Consider the following 15,531-nt stretch of genomic DNA (forward strand, 5'->3'; position numbering starts at 1 on the left):
GGCCTCGAAGGCTTCCGCGATGCGCGCCCACTCCGGCTTCTCCACCTGCTTCGCCATGCCCGGAAGCGTCCGCCGCGAACCGCTCCCCCGGCAATCCCTCACGGCACATCGTTGGCCGGACGGTTACGCCCGAACCCGGGACGGCGTCTGATGGAGCCCGTGAACTTCGCGAAGTTCCACCGCGAAGTCGTCGAACGTGAGCTGCAACTCGAGCGCGAGCGGGCCGCGCGCAGGCCGAAGCCGCGTTAGCCCGGAGGCGGAAGGGACTTCCAGAGCCAGCCCAGCCGCAGGTCCCGCTCCTCGAAGGGCGGGGCCCGGATGAGGTCATCGGACTCGCCGTAGACGCCCATCTCCAACCAGCGCCCGTCCCGCAGCTCGCTCACGGTGAGCGTGCGCGCGTCCAGATCCACGAACCACAGGTGCTTGATGCCGATGCGTGCGTAGAACGGCCGCTTGATGCGCGTGTCATAGGCCCGCGTGGTCGGCGACAGGATTTCGCACGCCCAGTCGGGAACATCCGTCCACTGTCCCTGGGGCATCAGGGGCACCCGTTCGCGGCGCCAGCCCGCGAGGTCTGGACTGAACTCCGGGGAGCCACCCGCCCGGATGCCCGGCTCTGCCAGCAGCCACCAACTGCCCGGCCCTTCACGATCTAACTGGAATGCGTCATCCAACTCCCGGAGGAGCCTGTACTCGAAATGGCCATGCGCGGCGCGTGGCCGGGCGTTGGTATACAGCGTCCCATTGATGATCTCTCCCACCACGCCTTCAGGCAGGGTCTCGATGTCTGCGAAGGTTGCCAGATATTTGATCGGGTTTGTGTCAATGGGCATGTGAAAGAGGAGATGTGCACCCTGCAGTGGTGGCGGTGGGAATGAACTGCTTTTGGTCGAGCCAGCGTGGGAGAATTTAGCCGTGTTGAAGCGATTGGGGGGACTATTTTTCGTCCGCCATTATCGGGATCAGGTCGGAGAAAGAGTTGATAATGTAGTCTGGTTTTGCTGCTTTTGTTTGGCGACGCAACTCGGAGTCGCGAGCAATGTCTTCTTCTGTCCAATGAGATATCTTGACGAGCGTGCCCCATAGACTGGGATCGTACTTGGTCCCGTACTCTGCCCAGGCAGAGGTAACTCCTGCTGACTGTGCCATGAGTATGTCGCGACTAAGGCTGTCTCCTACGTAGCAGGCCTCTTGTAGGGAAATGTGTTCCTGTGCGCAGATATCAGTCAAAAGTGCTGGATTGGGCTTGCGCTCATCGCGAGAAACACGCTTGATGAATCCTGATTTTTCCGACGTGTCGGATGTGGCCCGTGGAGGAAGTGGAATCTTTGCCTCAAGGGCATAGAGACGATGGAAATACTGAGCAATTCCTAATTTCTGGAGCCGAAAATGGGCATTTTCAGCCAGGGCTTCGGTGTAACCAATGACAAGAACATTGTTTTTGGATAGCTCCTTTAGTGTGGTTTCTACTGAGTCGTAGAGACGTAGCTCTCTATGCCTTGCGGAGTTGAATGCGTGGAGAGATGAGTCGAGCCTTTTTTTGAGGTCAGCCTCGGGGAGAGTTCCGAACTTCTCCTTGACAGTAGGAAGCTCAAAAACGGCAAAGGGGTATTCCGAGTCGCCGTGTTTTCTGTGTACCTCTCTGAACTCTTGGAACAGTGATTGGGGGTCTAATTCAAGGGTCTTTGTTAGCTCGTGCGCCATTGCTTCGAAGGCGCGTGCAAAAAAAGAAACCCAGTCGTAAAGAGTGTTGTCGAGATCTGTGATTAAGAGGCGCATGGCGGGCTCACTTCTTGAGGGATGGATCTCGAACCCAGTTACCGATGGACAAACGGCGAGGGGCGCCCTCTAGGAGTAAGGGTGCTTTCCATGCTGGAGCCGGATCGAAGACCCCCATTGCCTGTGAGCGAAAAGGATGAAGCTCAATGGATTCGGCGCTTATGCGAAAAAGATTGAAGTGGACAAATTGATCTGGTGCGTCCACGGACCCAGCGGTACCACCACCAATGATTGTCATCCTTCCGGAGGACATTCCGATCAAATCGACATTGGGGAGTTCGTAGACGTCGGATTGCCAGATAAAAGGCTGATGTCTGTGACCGTGTATGGATAGCCGGACGCCGGAGCTTGCCGCAAGACGCTGGATTCGAGGTGCATCAATGGCCATCCCGAAACCATGGTGGAACTCTTCAGCCGGGGCTCGATTTTCAATTGGTACCAAATGGTGATGTAGAACAAGTATCCTTAGGGCGAGGCCTGCATCGGTTGTCCAGCCTAGTCCCTCTTTGACATTCTCAAAGGCGCTTTGTTCAATTCGTCCAATGCCCGCGAGGAAGTTTTTGCCTGTGGCAAGCGATGTGGAGTTTAGGCCGCAGATGTCGACAACAAATGTTCCTGCGAGCACGTAGCGGCGACCCATGCATAGGTTTACGTGGGGTTGGTGTCCGAATAGTTTTTGATAGAATGTCCTGTAGCTTGCGGTGGCTTCTTCGCTTGTTACTTCGAGTGCTGCGCCTTCTGTGTAGGTTTCGTTCTTTGTCCATTTTATGTCATGGTTTCCCGGGACCACGATGACGTGGGATGGACCAAGATTGAGTCTGCCTAAGAGCGTCCAGATGAAAGCGTTGGCGGCGCTGAACTCCTCGTCCGTCGCAGAGAAGGTAAGGTCTCCGCTTAGTATTATGAGTCCGATTTTCTTGTTGCCGACGGCTGAGAGTATCTGCTGAGAGAGTGTTGGTTTTCCGTTGTCTGGCTCGGCATCGAGCCTCCAGATATGTTTTGTGCGGTGGATCCCCGTTGCGAAGTGCGGATCGGATATGTGGAGAATATAATCTCCGTGGCTGGGGATAGGCGTGGAGCTAATTGCTGTAACTGGTCCGCCGCCTGCCGTGATTACTGTCTCTTCCTTGTCTCCGATGCTTTTCGGGCGCACGCTCCAGATGGTTGTATCCATAGCCCTGAGTTCGCTGCCATCGGGTATTATCTTGTTGTGCAGTCTTTCTAGGGTTGTGGGGTTTTGGTTTGGGATTGTGGGTGGTGCCGCGTACGACCATTCTCTAAAGAATTTTCCGCCGTATGTTTCTATTTTTGTTATTCTTATCCAGGCGCGACTGAATGGGCTGTCGCGATAATATTTCGGCACTAGTTTTTGGTCATTGGTAGGGAGGGCAATGGGGGCGCTCTCGTCGCCGGTTGTTTCGGGTGGAAGTATTTTGTTGATTGTTGCGATGTAGATCTTGTCGGTTCCTGAGTCGAATAGGCCGATCTTTGTGCTCCCTGATGTCTGGAGTTGTTTCTCAAGTGAACTCCAGACTTCGGAGCGCGCGTCTTCGAGGGGGCGTTTCCACCAGCCCCACCAGCATTTGCCATGCTTGTCGATGATTTCTTTGTGCGCGGCTATGGTGGGGGCAATTAGGTCGCGAAAGCGGAAGAGAAAGCCAAATTGGGCGGTGGTTGCTTCAATGGCAGTTGATACGGTCGGGGAACGGGTCGTAGAGCGGGATTTGCGTTTTTTGGGGCTATTTGTGCGCTTGGTCATTTTTCTGTCTTGTCTTGGGTGGGTGGAGTGAATTGCAGTGCTGGTGAGGGCGGTTATGGACTATAGTTGGGGGAGGAATGAATCGGGTCGTCTGCGAGGTCGGCTGCGCTCCGTGCCTCCCACCACTCGCTCAGCCGCAGTTCGATGGCATCGAATGGCGCCGCGCGGATGACATCGCCGTCGCCATACACGCCCATCTCCACCCAACGTCCGTCGCGCAGCTCGCTCACGGTGAGCGTGCGTGCCTCCAGGTCGATGAACCAGAGATGCTGGATGCCGATGTGCGCATAGAACGGCCGCTTGATGCGCGTGTCGTAGGCCCGAGTGGAAGGTGACAGGATTTCGCAGGCCCAGTCCGGGACGACCTTGCACCTTCCACCGGGCAGCACGGGCATCCGCTCGCGCCGCCACCCAGCGAGGTCCGGATTGAACTCCGGCGCTCCCTCCACCTGGATGCCCGGCTCCGCCAGCACCCACCAACCGCCTGGACCGTTCTGGCCGCGCTGGAAGGGGCCTCGCAGGCCATCAATCAGCGCACCCACCAGGTCCATGTGCCCGGCCCGGGGCCGCGCATGCGTATACAGCGTCCCATCGATGATCTCGCCCACCACGCCCTCGGGCAGGGCCTCGATGTCAGCGAGGGTCGCCGGACCCCCGAGTGGTTTCGCGCCATAGGCCATGCCCGAAGTGTGGGGTTACCTCCACCGTCTGACAAGCCGGCGCCGGGACCGTCAGTCCGGCTGCGCGATGATCAACGTCTGCAATGGCAGATGCCGGATGGGTCGCGTGCTCTGTACCTTGAAACCCGCGTCATCCAGGAAGCCCTCGACCTCCGCGGGTGTGTAGGACGCCGCTCCGGACGTGAGGAAGTAGTGCAACCCGATGAGCGGCGCGGACGTGCCCTCGGTGTCCCGCTCCTCGCGCAGGTACTCCAGCACCGCCAGCGTTCCCCGGGACACCATGGCCCCTCGCACGCGCCGCAGGAGCGCCACGTTCTGCGCGGGCGTCAGGTGGTGCATCACCTGGAACAGCAGCGCGCCGTCATACGGCCCGCCCAGCTCCGCGGTCAGCACGTCCCCTTCCTTGTGCGTCACCCGGTGTGACAGCCCTGCCTGGGCGATGATGTCCCGCCCCACGCGCACGCTGCCCTCCAGGTCCACCACCGTGGCCTTCAGCCCCCGGTGCATCCGGCACAGCTCCGCCGCGTACCAGCCATGCGCGCCGCCCAGGTCCAGCAGGTGCCTCGCGCCCCGGGGCAGGGGAATGGCCGCCGCCACCTCCGGCGAGGCCAGCCGCGCCAGCTGGTACATGGCCTGGATGTAGTCGCGCCAACGCGGGTCGTCCGGAGCGAACTGGTGGATGTCCACCGACTGCCCGCTCTTCACCGCGTTCTCCAGCTGCCCCCACCAGTCCCACTGCGCGTAGTTGAACTCCAGGAACGCCGTGATGGCCTGCGGCGAGCGCGGGTCCAACCACCGCCGCGCCCGGGGCGCCAGCCGGAAGCGGCCCCGGCTCAGCTCCACCACCTCGCAGGCGATGAGCGCTTCCAGGAGCGCCCGCATGCCTTCCGTGCTCGTCTTGAGCCGCGCCGCCAGCGCCTCCGCCGTCGCCGCGCCGTCCGCCAGCGCCGCGTAGACGCCCAGCCGGGCCCCGGCCATCAGCGTCCGCGACGCCATCATCCCGAAGAAGGCGTGCGCCAGGGGCTGGGGCGCCAGATTGAGGAAGTCCGCCACCCGCTCCAGGAGGTTGCTTGCCTTCAGGCCCAGCCGCATCGCGCGTCGCTCCTTGGGGTGGGGGCCTGCCGGCTACCGGCGGCGCCGCGAGCCTGCCACGGCGGCCACGCCCAGCACCATCAGCGCCGCCTGCGGGCCCAGCAGACAGCCCTGCGTCTCCGCCTGACGGATGCCGGTGTACTTGCACTTGCCCGTGTTGCAGCTGAAGCGCGGCGCGCAGTCGCTGGTGCTGCGGCAGTCCGTGGGCACGCGGCCGGTGTTGTCGTCCCCTTCCGGCGAGTTCGGATCGTCCGGCTGACCCGCGTCCTGCTGCGGGCCCTCCTGGGCCAACGCCACCAGGGGTGAGAACAGGAGGAGTCCGGCCAGGAGCGCTGCCGGGGGGATGCGGGCGAGAAGGGAGGACATGAGGCGGGCGACACCCTAACGCCCCAGCGGGGCGCTTGCATCCATCGTCTGAAGCGGGCGGCCTTCCGGGGTTCCCTGGAAACGCTGGCCGCCCGGGCGTCCGAATCTGCTACGGTCCCCCCGCGATGGCGCCTCGAATCCTCGTCGTGGACGACAACCAGGAGCTCCTCTCCCTCCTCACGCAGCTGTTCGAGGACGCCGGGTATGAGGTGGTGGGCGCCAGCCGTGGCAAGCAGGCCATCGAGGCCGCCCGCGCCCAGCCCCCCGGCTGTGCTGTCTTGGACATCCTGTTGCCGGACATGATGGGCTACCACCTGGCGGACACGCTGCGGAAGGACAACCCCCAGCTGCCGCTGCTCTTCATCACCGGCGTCTTCAAGGGCGGCAAGCACGCCACCGAAGCGCGCCAGAAGTACCAGGCCGCCGGCTACTTCGAGAAACCCTTCGAGGCCCAGAAGCTGCTGGAGGCCGTGGCCAAGGTCCTGCCCGCGGAGAAGAAGGTCCCCGCCGCCTCCATGGCCGACGCCTTCGAGGTGGAGCTGGACATCGACGTGGAGGAGGAGGGCCCGCAGGACGCCATGGAGCTGACCGGCCGCATCAAGGTCACCGGCGGCGGCAACCTCACGGCCGAAATCCGCGGCGCCAACCTCACCGCCACGCCCATGCAGAAGGTGTCCACCACCCAGGTGCGGCCCCCCACGCCGGGCCGCCCGCCGGATCCGCTGCCGGTGGGCGCGGGCGCTCCGGGCAGCCGCCGCGGCGAGCTGAAGGACAACCTGCCCTCGCTGCTCACCGCCTTCTACCTGTCGCGCGAGACGGGCGAGCTGGGCGTGCAGCGCGGCAAGGTGAAGAAGGTCGTCTACTTCGAGAACGGCACCCCGGTGTTCGCGCTCTCCAACCTGCTGGCGGACCGCTTCGGGCAGTTCCTGGTGCGCGTGGGGAAGATCAAACCCGAGCAGCTCCAGGACGCGTCCGCCGTCGCCGCGCAGAGCCACCGGCGCACCGGTGACGTGCTGGTGGAGCGCGCCCTGCTCAAGGACACGGAGCGGCTGTACTACGTGGGCCAGCAGGTGAAGGCCATCATCTACTCGCTCTTCTCCTGGGAGGAGGGCACGTACGTGATGAGCTTCAAGGAGAAGGCCTCCGCGGAGTCCATCAAGCTGGACGTGCACCCGGCGAACCTCATCGTCCGGGGCATCAAGAAGCTCTACAAGCCGGAGCGCCTGCGCCGCCTGCTCCAGCCCGAGGACCGGCTCATCCCCGCCGTCGCCCCCGCCTATGGCCTCAACGAGGTGGAGCTGGAGCGCTGGGAGGCGGAGCTGCTGCCGAAAATCGATGGCAACCGCGTGGTGGCGGAGCTGCTCGCGTTCGCCAACCGCCCGGAGCACGTCGTCTACGGCTTCCTGGTGTCGATGATGGCGCTGGGCATCCTGGACAAGCGCTCGTAGCGCTTCCGGTGCCTGGAAGTGGGCCTGGAGTGCTTCCGGGCCCACGGTGCTTCTTCAGACGAGCCGCGAGCCGATCCAGAACAGGCCCAGCGCGCCGGAGCCCAGCGCCACGCCGCGCTGGATCCACAGGCTGATGCGCGCGTTGGCCCGCGACAGGCCTTCCGCGAACAGCAGGCCCACCGCGCCCATGCCGATGAGGATGCCCAGCGCGAAGCCGGGCAGGTACGTCCACGCGGACAGGCTCATGCTGCCGCCCACCAGCAGCGGGGGCAGCGCGATGAGTAGCGACCGCACGCCGCTCACGGCCATGAAGGCGCCCGCGGCGGTGCTCACGGTGTGCACGTGCTCGTGCGGCTCGCGGTCGTGGCCGGGCAGGTGCGGGTGGCCGTGGTCCAGGCTGTGCGGGAAGATCAGGGCGGTGACGGCCAGCGCGACCAGCACCGCGCCACCGAACACCTCCGCCCACCGCTCGAAGGTCTCCGACAGGCCCACGCCCGCGAAGAGGCACACCGCCGCGATGCCGCCCAGCATGGCCGCGTGGCCCAGGGCGAAGCGCAGCGCCGTCATGATGGCGACGCGGCGCCGGCCGCCACCCAGGGTGCCGAGCGTGGCCATGGCGGCGCAGTGGTCCGGCCCCAGGGCGTGGAGCAGGCCTTGAGTCAGGCCGAGCAGGAAGGCGAGCAGGATGGGAGCCACGACGGCGCACCCTAGCCGTGGTTTAACCCTGTGGCCAGCAGGAGGACGTCCCACACCATGCGCATTGCCCATCCCCGAACTTCCGCCGCGCTGCTGCTCGCGGGTCTGCTCGCACTGTCGGGCTGCTCCACCGACCCCGGTCCGGAGCAGCTGAAGCAGGCCGAGGCGCGCTACCAGGAGTTGATCAACAAGAACCTCGGCGCCCAGGACCCGGCGTGGACGGAGGTCGCCGCCCAGTTCGAGGCCGTCCCCAAGGACTCCAAGGCCCGTCCGGAGGCCGACAAGCGCCTGGCCGCGCTGAAGGCCGCCCAGGAGAAGATTCCACCGCGCCCCCTGGCCCGGCCCGGTGCGACGGGCAAGGGCGCCAGCGACGTGGAGGCCAAGCGCGCCGCGTGTGAATCGCTCGCGAAGAAGATGGGCGAGGCCAACACGGACGCGACGCGCAGCGTGCTGCGCAAGGTGCTGGAGAGCTGCCAGGCGGAGCTGGTCCGGCTGGAGGCCCACGACCACCCGCCGGGCGAAGAGGTCCATGCGCCGGGCGAGGGCGCGCGCTGAAGTTCCCGGCGTGCGTGGAGTTGAGAAGCCCTCGGGGTCTGGGTATGGAGCCGACGCATGCCCATGCCCCAATCAGGTGACAAGGCCCCCGGCTTCTCGCTCCCCGACCAGAGCGGCGCCACCGTCTCCCTCTCGCAGTTCAAGGGACGGCACGTCGTCCTCTACTTCTATCCGAAGGACGCGACCCCCGGCTGCACCACGGAGGCGTGCGACTTTCGCGACGAGCACTCCGCGCTGGTGAAGGCCGGAGCGGTGGTGCTGGGCGTGTCGCCGGACAGCGTCGCGTCCCACCAGAAGTTCGCCACGAAACAGGGGCTGCCGTTCTCGCTCCTGGCGGATCCGGACCACGCGCTGGCGGACGCGTACGGCGTGTGGGGGGAGAAGTCGCTCTACGGCCGCAAGTTCATGGGCCTCATCCGCGCGACCTTTCTCATTGGCCCGGACGCCAAGGTCGTCCGCGTGTGGCCCAAGGTGAAGGTGGCCGGCCACGTCGCGGAGGTCCTGTCCACGCTCCAGGGCGGATCGTCCTCCGACGCGGCTTCGGCCCCGAAAGCTCCGGCGAAGGCTCCGGTGAAGGCTCCGGCGAAGGCCCCTGCGGCGAAGAAGGCCGCGGCGGAGGCGAAGCCAGCGACTGTCAAGAAACCGGCGGCGAAGAAGGCCCCGGCGGCAAAGAAGGCCCGGAAGGGCGCGCGCGCCTGAAGCGGGGCGGGCGCCGGCGCACTCCTGGCGGGACAGGGAGGCCGGGACCGTGTATGCCTGCGCCCGTGGCTGGCTCCTCTCCTTCCGGGCGGGGCTGGCCGTTCACGATGAAGCCCTGTCGGCCCTTGGGCCGGACAGCGGGCGGCCGGCAGGGCCTGCCCTCGGGTGGATGCCCGGTGGTAGGCGAGGTCGGCATGACCATTCCTCGGGGATGGCGGAGACGACGAACATGCGCGAGCGAGGCATTCAGCGGTGGATGGGAGCGGCGGCGCTGACGGCGGGCGTGCTCTTGGGCACGGCCTGTGGCGGGCTGCCGGAGACGGGCGGCAAGCAGCCGGATGAGCCGCGGGGCAATGCCTTCGCGCAGCGTGGGACGCAGCCGGAGGCCGTCTACAACGTGGCCGAGCAGCAGGGGCACGAGAACCCCGCCGACGCGCACCACGGTGACGCGGCCGCGAAGCTGCCCGCCCACGTGCTGACGGTGGACCGGGGCTACAACTCCACCATCGAGAAGATCGGCTCCAGCATCGACCCGCGCACGCCGGCGAAGTCGGGCAAGTCCGACAACTCCAAGTGGGACGACGCGGGCGGCATGATGGCGCACCGCTATGGCCTGTTCGGCGGGGCGACCTACTCGCCCGCGGCCGAAGGACTGGGCGGCTGGCACGTCTCCACCGCGAACGAGCCCACGCGCGGCTTCGAGGCGCCGTACTCCTACGTCAGCCCGCCCGTCTACCTGCACGACCGGTAGTTGGACGGAAGTCCAGGGGCGCCCGCGGGCCAGCGTGCCAACGGGCGTCCGTCCTCCAGCCCCGCCACTCCCGGTGGGGCGCTGGGGTGGTCACTCCTTCTGTCGAGGCCGTGATGGCTTCCGGGAGGAGCAGGCCATGCACTCAAGAACGCTTCATCACTGGACGCTGGTGGCGGTGTGCGCCGCGACGGCCGCGCTGGTCGGCCCCGGCTGCAACCGTGACAAGCCCACGATGCCGCGCGCGGGGAGTCGCTACGAAGGCGTCGCCAACACGCAGCAGCCCGCGCCGCCGGGAACGGGTGGCTCGGGCGCGAGCACGTCCACGAACGCGAAGGCGACCGCGCCGGAACCGGCCGGCACCGGAGCCCACATGGGCCAGCAGAACCAGATTGGCGCCCCCGGCTTCAGCACGCCCCAGGAGCCGGTGCCCGGAGACCGGGGCGGGGCGGACCGCTTCCAGGGCCCCATGGGGCAGGGCTCCGAGCTGGGCTCCAGGAGGGCCACCCACTAACGCGACGCGAGCATGACCTCCGTGGGGTCCTTGCCGGTGAAGGCACTGGCAAGGCCCTGCGCCAGCGAGCGGTGCTCCGCATCGCCCAGCGTGGCGAGCCGGTCCTCGGCGGGGTGCGCGAAGCGGGCGGCGAGCGCGTCCAGGCGCCGGTGCGCTTCGGTGATGCGCTCGCGCGGGACGCGGCCGGACTCCACCGCCTTCACCAGCGCTTCGATGGCGGTGCGCTGCACGTCCGCCTGGTGGCACACGAGGAACAGGTCCACGCCCGCGAGCGTGCCCTGCACCGCGGCCTCCGCCACGGAGTAGTGGTCCGCGATGGCCTTCATCTCCAGGTCGTCGCTGACGACCACGCCGTCGAAGCCCAGCTCCTTGCGCAGCAGGTCGTGCAGCGCGCGGTGGCTCATGGTCGCCGGCACGCCCTGCTCCAGCGCGTCGAACAGCACGTGCGCCGTCATCAGCGACGCGAGCCCCGCCTTCGCGAAGGCCTGGAAGGGCACCAGCTCCACGCGGCGCAGGCGCTCCAGGTCGTGCGGCAGCTTCGGCAGCGTGAGGTGGCTGTCCGTCGTCGTGTCGCCGTGGCCGGGGAAGTGCTTTCCGCAGGACGCCACGCCGCCGGCCTCCAGGCCCCTGGCGAGCGCCACGCCCAGCCGGCCCACCTCCACGGGGTCGCGGCTGAAGCTGCGGTCGCCAATCACGGGGTTGGCCGGGTTGGTGTCCACGTCGAGCACGGGGGCGAAGTCCCAGTCGAAGCCCACGGCGCGCAGCTCGTGCGCGAGCAGCCTGCCCACGCGCTCGGCCAGGGCTTCGTCGCCGCGCTGTCCCAGCTCACGCATGGGAGGCAGGGCGGTGAAGGGCTCACCGCGAAGGCGCGCCACCCGGCCACCCTCCTGGTCCACGGAGAGGATGAAGGGCCGGCCCGCACGCGTCTTGATGTCACGGCACAGCGCCGCGGTCTCCGCCGCGGTGCCCACGTTGCGCTTGAAGAGGATGGCGCCGTAGATGCCATCGTCCATCAGCGCCGCGAAGTCGGCGTCGATGCGGGTGCCAGGGAAGCCCACCATGAAGAGGCGGGCACAGTCGCGATAGAGGGCGGAAGCAGGGCTCACGGCCGCGCAGTGTGGCAGAGCCCGCCGCCCATGGGGCAGCGGATGCGTTCCCCGAGCGTCGGCTGCCTGTCAGGGCGCGGAGCGGCCGGGGCTACTTCCGGAGCAGGGTGCCTTCGAAGAAGAACGCCAGGCACGCGGCCAGGATGAGCCACGTCCACAGCGGCACTGCGGGCTTGTCCGCGTCCCCCGTGGAGGCCTTCACCGTGTCCTCGCCGAAGTAGGCCGTCAGCGTGTCCGGCGGCACGCGCGTCAGGTCGCTCTCCGCCGGATCCAGCGTGGCGGCGAAGTCCAGCGCGGCCACGGGCTTCCCGTCCGAGCCCAGCACCGCGTGCACACCCGGCTCCACCGTGGGCCCCGCCACGAACGAACCGTCCGGCTGCGCCTTCACCGGCAGCTCGCTGCCGTCCGGCGCGCGCACGCCCGCCACCTTCTGCGTGCCCTCCGGGCGCAGCGTCACGGTCTCGCCCACGCGCACTCGCACCTCCTCGCGCTCCTCCAGTGAGCCCGTGAGGTACGCGGCGAAGCGCTGCATCAGCGGCAGGAAGCTCGTGCGGATGGCGAAGTCGCTCCAGTCGCGGTCCACCGTGCTGGTGAACAGCGCCACGCGCCCCTTGCCCCGGCGCGCCACCGCCACCGCGGGCGCCCCGTCCTCGTACGTGGCCAGCACCTGGCTGGTGCCCGGCGCGGACGGGCTGTCCGCCTCCAGCAGCATGTACTTGTAGAAGCGCGCCCCGATGAGCCCCTCCTCCGCGCGGCCCGTGAAGGGCGCGAACAGCGGATGGTCCACCTTCACCTGCGCCAGCTTCGCCGTCTTCGTCTCCGCGTCCGGGTCCTCGCGCTCGGCGCTCGTGCGCACCAGGCGCAGGGGGCGCGGCAGCAGCGTGCCCAACCGCTGGTTGTACGCCTCCGGGTTCACGTGGTCGCCCACGCTCACGAAGAGGCCGCCGCCGTTCTCCACGAAGGCCGTCAGCTTCTGGGCTTCCTCCGCCGACGGCGCCGTCGTGTTGAGCAGCAGCACCAGGTCATACGCGCTGAAGTCCTCGCGCAGCCCCACCTCCGCGTCGCGCACCGCCACGTCCACCGGCGAGCCCGGCGACGTGAGCGCTGCGTCCACGAAGAAGGCCTCGTCCCGGTAGCGCGTCGCGTGCGGCGAGCCGTTCACCACCAGCGCCTTCAACCCGCGCGGCACCGGCAGCACGAAGGACCGCCGGTCATCCTCCGCCAGCGAGTCCGGCGCGAGCGTCACCTGGCCCACCACCGTGCCGCCCTGCGGGAAGCGCACCGTCAGCGTCTTCTGCGTCGTGCCGCCCGCGGGCACGTCCACGAAGCCCTTGGCCAGCGTGGACTCGCCCACGCGCACCGCGGCCTCCAGGTCCTTGGCCGCCTTCGCGCCGAAGTTCCGCACCGTGAAGGTGAACTGGTACGCGCGCGGCCCCGCCTGCAGCGCGGGCTCCACCCGCAGGTCCACCAGCGCGTGGTTGTCCAGCGACTCGCGCCCGGACGCCACGTCGCGCAGCACGACCTCCGGCTTCACCATGGCGCCCGTGGGCCCCTTCACCGTGGGCGGCGGCGCTTCCAGCCGGAAGCCGGACACCGTCATGTCGGAGACCACCACCAGGCGCTTGCCCGGCATCGGGTTCTCCTCCAGCGACCGCGCGGCCATGTCCAGGCAGCGTGACAGGTCCGCCGTGCCGTAGGTGGGCTTCGCCTCGTCCACCAGCGCGCGCAGCCGTGCCCGGTCGAAGCCCGGCGGCTGGGGCGCTTCCGGGGACGCCGTGCACACCATCACCGTCGCGGGCTCCTCCGGCAGCAGGTCCTTGAGCGCGTCGCGCGCCTCGTCGCGGCCCTTCTCGAAGTTCGACGTGCCGTCCGACCAGCGCATGGACAGCGATGCGTCCAGGATGACCGCCGTGGCCGCAGGGCCGCGCGTCACCGTGGCCGCCTGCGCGTCGCGGGTGAGCTCCGGTCGCGCCAGCGCGATGGGAATCGCCAGCAGGATGAGCGTGCGCAGCGCGTACAGGAGCAGTCGCTTCAGCTTGAGCCGGCTCGCCGTGCGCTTCTGGCTGCGCAACACGAACGCGAGCGGCCCGAACGGATGCGCCCTCGGCCGGCGCCGGTCGAACAGGTGCACCAGCACGGGGATGAGCGCACCCAGCGCGCCCAACAGGAACCACGGGTTGCCGAACGTCACCGGCGCCTCCCTCGGCGTCCCAGGAAGCGCAGCAGCACCTCATCCAGCCGCTCGTCGGTGCGTACCAATTCGTAGTCCACGTCGGCCTCGGCGCACTTCGCCTTCACGTCCGCGAGGAACGCGCCGAACTCCTCCAGGTAGCTCTGCTTGATTTCACGCGGGTTCACTTCGATGCGGCCCTCGCCCTCCATGTCCAGGAAGAGGGTGGGGTCGTCGAAGGGGAACGTCAGCTCCGCCGGATCCACCAGGTGGAACACCGCCACGTCGTTCTTGCGCTGCCGCAGGGCCAGGATGCGCTTGAGCGCCTCCTGCCGTTCATCCAGCAGGTCCGACAGCACGATGACCGTGGAGCGCCGGGGCAGCACCTCCGCGAGGTGATCCGCCGCGCTGCCCAGGTCCGTGGGGCCCTTGGCCTCCGTGTGCTCCAGCGCGTCCAGCAGCACGTTGAGGTGTCCGGCGGAGGCTCGGGGCGGGACGTCCTTGAACGCGCCGCCCACCATGACGGCCAGGCCCGCCGCGTCCTGCTGGCGCACGAGCAGGTAGCTGAGCGCGCCCGCGAGCGTCTTGGCCACCTCCAGCTTGGACATCGCGCCGCTCTGGTAGCCCATGGACGCGGACGCATCCACGACCATCACCGAGCGCAGGTTCGTCTCATGCTCGAAGCGCTTGACGTAGTACTTGTCGAACTTGCCGTAGGCCTTCCAGTCCAGGTGGCGCAGCTCGTCGCCGGGGGCGTACTCCTTGTGTTCGGCGAACTCCACGCTCTGGCCCTGATGGGGGCTCTTGTGGAGGCCGGACAGCACGCCCTCCATCACGGCGCGGGCGCGCAGCTTCACGCCCTGGAGGCGGGACAGCGTCTGGGCGTCGAGCAGCGACATGGGGTGGAAGCGCCTAGCCCTTCACCACCGTGAGGAGCTGGTCGATGAGCTTCACGGACGTGATGCCTTCGCTCTCCGCGGTGAAGTTGGGGAGCACGCGGTGGCGCAGCACGGGCCTCGCCAGCGCCCGCACGTCCTCCACCGTGGCCACGAAGCGGCCGTTGAGGATGGCGCGCGCCTTGGCCGCGAGCACCAGGTACTGGCTCGCGCGAGGGCCCGCGCCCCAGGACACGTTCTTCGCCACGAAGTCCGGCGCGCCCGCTTCCTTGGGACGCGTGTGGCGCACCAGCTCCACCGCGTAGCGCACCACGTGGTCCGGCACCGGCACGCGGCGCACCAGCTCCTGGAGGGCCAGGATGCGCTCGGGGGACAGAATCTTCTCCAGCTTCGGCGGCGCGCCGGCGGTGGTGCTCTTGACGATCTGCACCTCCTCCTCGGCGGTGGGGTAGCCCACGTCCACCAGGAACATGAAGCGGTCCAGCTGCGCTTCGGGGAGGGGATAGGTGCCCTCCTGCTCGATGGGGTTCTGCGTCGCGAAGACGAGGAAGGGCAGCTCCAGCGGGTACGTGCGGCCGCCGGCGGTGATGCGGTACTCCTGCATGGCCTGGAGGAGCGCGGCCTGTGTCTTGGGCGGCGTGCGGTTCACCTCGTCCGCGAGGATGATGTTCGCGAACAGCGGGCCCTGCATGAAGCGGAACGACCGGCGGCCCGTGGTCTTGTCCTCTTCCAGGATGTCCGTGCCCGTGATGTCCGACGGCATCAGGTCCGGCGTGAACTGGATGCGGTTGAAGGACAGGTTGAGCACGTCCGCCAGCGTGGAGATGAGCAGCGTCTTCGCCAGGCCCGGCACGCCCACGAAGAGGCAGTGGCCGCGGCTGAAGAGCGAAATCAGCAGGTGCTCCACCACGTCCCGCTGGCCGACGACGCGCTTTTCAATCTGCTCGACGATGGCGTTGCGGGCCTGGGCAAGCTCCTCGACGGCGCGCAGGTCCTCGGGGGTTGCGTCGGACGGGGGGAGAG

Annotated in this window: 16 protein-coding genes; 5 read left to right on the forward strand and 11 right to left on the reverse strand. The window is 67.5% G+C overall.

Annotated elements, in window-relative coordinates:
* Positions 1 to 245: 245 nt before the first annotated feature.
* From D7V77_RS32035 to D7V77_RS32060, 6 genes are all read right to left on the reverse strand, one after another.
* Complete coding sequence (locus tag D7V77_RS32035) at positions 246 to 833, reverse strand: Uma2 family endonuclease (protein ID WP_120580080.1); 588 nt, start codon at positions 831 to 833, stop codon at positions 246 to 248.
* 103 nt (positions 834 to 936) lie between these two features.
* On the reverse strand, positions 937 to 1,779 hold the full coding sequence (locus tag D7V77_RS32040) for an HAD family hydrolase (RefSeq protein ID WP_120580081.1): 843 nt from the start codon (positions 1,777 to 1,779) through the stop codon (positions 937 to 939).
* A gap of 7 nt (positions 1,780 to 1,786) precedes the next feature.
* Entirely contained in the window at positions 1,787 to 3,538 is a 1,752-nt protein-coding gene (locus D7V77_RS32045) for a metallophosphoesterase (protein ID WP_120580094.1), read from the reverse strand.
* Between the two features lie 53 nt (positions 3,539 to 3,591).
* The gene (locus tag D7V77_RS32050; RefSeq protein WP_120580082.1) at positions 3,592 to 4,218 is read right to left on the reverse strand and encodes a Uma2 family endonuclease; all 627 of its coding nucleotides are present in this window, start codon (positions 4,216 to 4,218) and stop codon (positions 3,592 to 3,594) included.
* A gap of 51 nt (positions 4,219 to 4,269) precedes the next feature.
* Entirely contained in the window at positions 4,270 to 5,310 is a 1,041-nt protein-coding gene (locus tag D7V77_RS32055) for a class I SAM-dependent methyltransferase (RefSeq protein WP_120580083.1), read from the reverse strand.
* Positions 5,311 to 5,343: 33 nt separating this feature from the next.
* Positions 5,344 to 5,676, reverse strand: coding sequence for an MXAN_6627.5 family MYXO-CTERM protein (locus D7V77_RS32060; protein ID WP_120580084.1), 333 nt, complete (start codon positions 5,674 to 5,676; stop codon positions 5,344 to 5,346).
* Between the two features lie 125 nt (positions 5,677 to 5,801).
* Here D7V77_RS32060 and D7V77_RS32065 point away from each other — a divergent pair, with 125 nt between their 5' ends.
* Positions 5,802 to 7,124 carry a response regulator gene (locus D7V77_RS32065; RefSeq protein ID WP_120580085.1) on the forward strand — a complete coding sequence of 441 codons (1,323 nt, stop codon included), beginning with the start codon at positions 5,802 to 5,804 and terminating at the stop codon, positions 7,122 to 7,124.
* Positions 7,125 to 7,178: 54 nt separating this feature from the next.
* Here D7V77_RS32065 and D7V77_RS32070 read toward each other — a convergent pair whose 3' ends face one another.
* Positions 7,179 to 7,820, reverse strand: coding sequence for a hypothetical protein (locus tag D7V77_RS32070; protein ID WP_120580086.1), 642 nt, complete (start codon positions 7,818 to 7,820; stop codon positions 7,179 to 7,181).
* Between the two features lie 57 nt (positions 7,821 to 7,877).
* Here D7V77_RS32070 and D7V77_RS32075 point away from each other — a divergent pair, with 57 nt between their 5' ends.
* From D7V77_RS32075 to D7V77_RS32090, 4 genes are all read left to right on the forward strand, one after another.
* Positions 7,878 to 8,375 (forward strand): hypothetical protein, encoded by a 498-nt coding sequence (locus D7V77_RS32075; protein ID WP_120580087.1) that lies wholly within the window; start codon positions 7,878 to 7,880, stop codon positions 8,373 to 8,375.
* A 57-nt stretch (positions 8,376 to 8,432) separates the two neighbouring features.
* A complete protein-coding gene (gene bcp, locus D7V77_RS32080; protein WP_120580088.1) occupies positions 8,433 to 9,074 on the forward strand; it encodes a thioredoxin-dependent thiol peroxidase in 642 nt (213 codons plus the stop codon).
* Between the two features lie 229 nt (positions 9,075 to 9,303).
* Positions 9,304 to 9,825 carry a hypothetical protein gene (locus D7V77_RS32085; protein ID WP_126933910.1) on the forward strand — a complete coding sequence of 174 codons (522 nt, stop codon included), beginning with the start codon at positions 9,304 to 9,306 and terminating at the stop codon, positions 9,823 to 9,825.
* Positions 9,826 to 9,961: 136 nt separating this feature from the next.
* Positions 9,962 to 10,336 carry a hypothetical protein gene (locus D7V77_RS32090; RefSeq protein WP_147452226.1) on the forward strand — a complete coding sequence of 125 codons (375 nt, stop codon included), beginning with the start codon at positions 9,962 to 9,964 and terminating at the stop codon, positions 10,334 to 10,336.
* Here D7V77_RS32090 and nagZ read toward each other — a convergent pair.
* The 4 genes from nagZ to D7V77_RS32110 form a co-directional block, all read right to left on the reverse strand.
* The gene (gene nagZ / locus D7V77_RS32095) at positions 10,333 to 11,442 is read right to left on the reverse strand and encodes a beta-N-acetylhexosaminidase (RefSeq protein WP_120580091.1); all 1,110 of its coding nucleotides are present in this window, start codon (positions 11,440 to 11,442) and stop codon (positions 10,333 to 10,335) included. The genes D7V77_RS32090 and nagZ overlap by 4 nt on opposite strands.
* Before the next feature lie 91 nt (positions 11,443 to 11,533).
* Positions 11,534 to 13,633, reverse strand: a complete 2,100-nt coding sequence (locus D7V77_RS32100) for a BatA domain-containing protein (protein WP_120580092.1) — start codon at positions 13,631 to 13,633, stop codon at positions 11,534 to 11,536.
* A complete protein-coding gene (locus D7V77_RS32105) occupies positions 13,630 to 14,511 on the reverse strand; it encodes a DUF58 domain-containing protein (protein ID WP_120580093.1) in 882 nt (293 codons plus the stop codon). Before D7V77_RS32105 ends, D7V77_RS32100 begins: the two co-directional genes overlap by 4 nt.
* Before the next feature lie 13 nt (positions 14,512 to 14,524).
* Positions 14,525 to 15,531: MoxR family ATPase (locus tag D7V77_RS32110; protein ID WP_199733924.1), on the reverse strand; the 1,007-nt coding region annotated here is incomplete at its 5' end.

The sequence above is a fragment of the Corallococcus sp. CA041A genome (assembly GCF_003612075.1).
Lineage (GTDB): Bacteria > Myxococcota > Myxococcia > Myxococcales > Myxococcaceae > Corallococcus > Corallococcus exiguus.

Excerpts from the sequence above, each read along its gene's own strand:
- D7V77_RS32035 (WP_120580080.1), bottom strand. The coding sequence starts at position 833 with ATGCCCATTGACACAAACCCGATCAAATATCTGGCAACCTTCGCAGAC.
- D7V77_RS32040 (WP_120580081.1), bottom strand. The coding sequence starts at position 1,779 with ATGCGCCTCTTAATCACAGATCTCGACAACACTCTTTACGACTGGGTT.
- D7V77_RS32045 (WP_120580094.1), bottom strand. The coding sequence starts at position 3,538 with ATGACCAAGCGCACAAATAGCCCCAAAAAACGCAAATCCCGCTCTACG.
- D7V77_RS32050 (WP_120580082.1), bottom strand. The coding sequence starts at position 4,218 with ATGGCCTATGGCGCGAAACCACTCGGGGGTCCGGCGACCCTCGCTGAC.
- D7V77_RS32055 (WP_120580083.1), bottom strand. The coding sequence starts at position 5,310 with ATGCGGCTGGGCCTGAAGGCAAGCAACCTCCTGGAGCGGGTGGCGGAC.
- D7V77_RS32060 (WP_120580084.1), bottom strand. The coding sequence starts at position 5,676 with ATGTCCTCCCTTCTCGCCCGCATCCCCCCGGCAGCGCTCCTGGCCGGA.
- D7V77_RS32065 (WP_120580085.1), top strand. The coding sequence starts at position 5,802 with ATGGCGCCTCGAATCCTCGTCGTGGACGACAACCAGGAGCTCCTCTCC.
- D7V77_RS32075 (WP_120580087.1), top strand. The coding sequence starts at position 7,878 with ATGCGCATTGCCCATCCCCGAACTTCCGCCGCGCTGCTGCTCGCGGGT.
- bcp (WP_120580088.1), top strand. The coding sequence starts at position 8,433 with ATGCCCATGCCCCAATCAGGTGACAAGGCCCCCGGCTTCTCGCTCCCC.
- D7V77_RS32085 (WP_126933910.1), top strand. The coding sequence starts at position 9,304 with ATGCGCGAGCGAGGCATTCAGCGGTGGATGGGAGCGGCGGCGCTGACG.
- D7V77_RS32090 (WP_147452226.1), top strand. The coding sequence starts at position 9,962 with ATGCACTCAAGAACGCTTCATCACTGGACGCTGGTGGCGGTGTGCGCC.
- D7V77_RS32105 (WP_120580093.1), bottom strand. The coding sequence starts at position 14,511 with ATGTCGCTGCTCGACGCCCAGACGCTGTCCCGCCTCCAGGGCGTGAAG.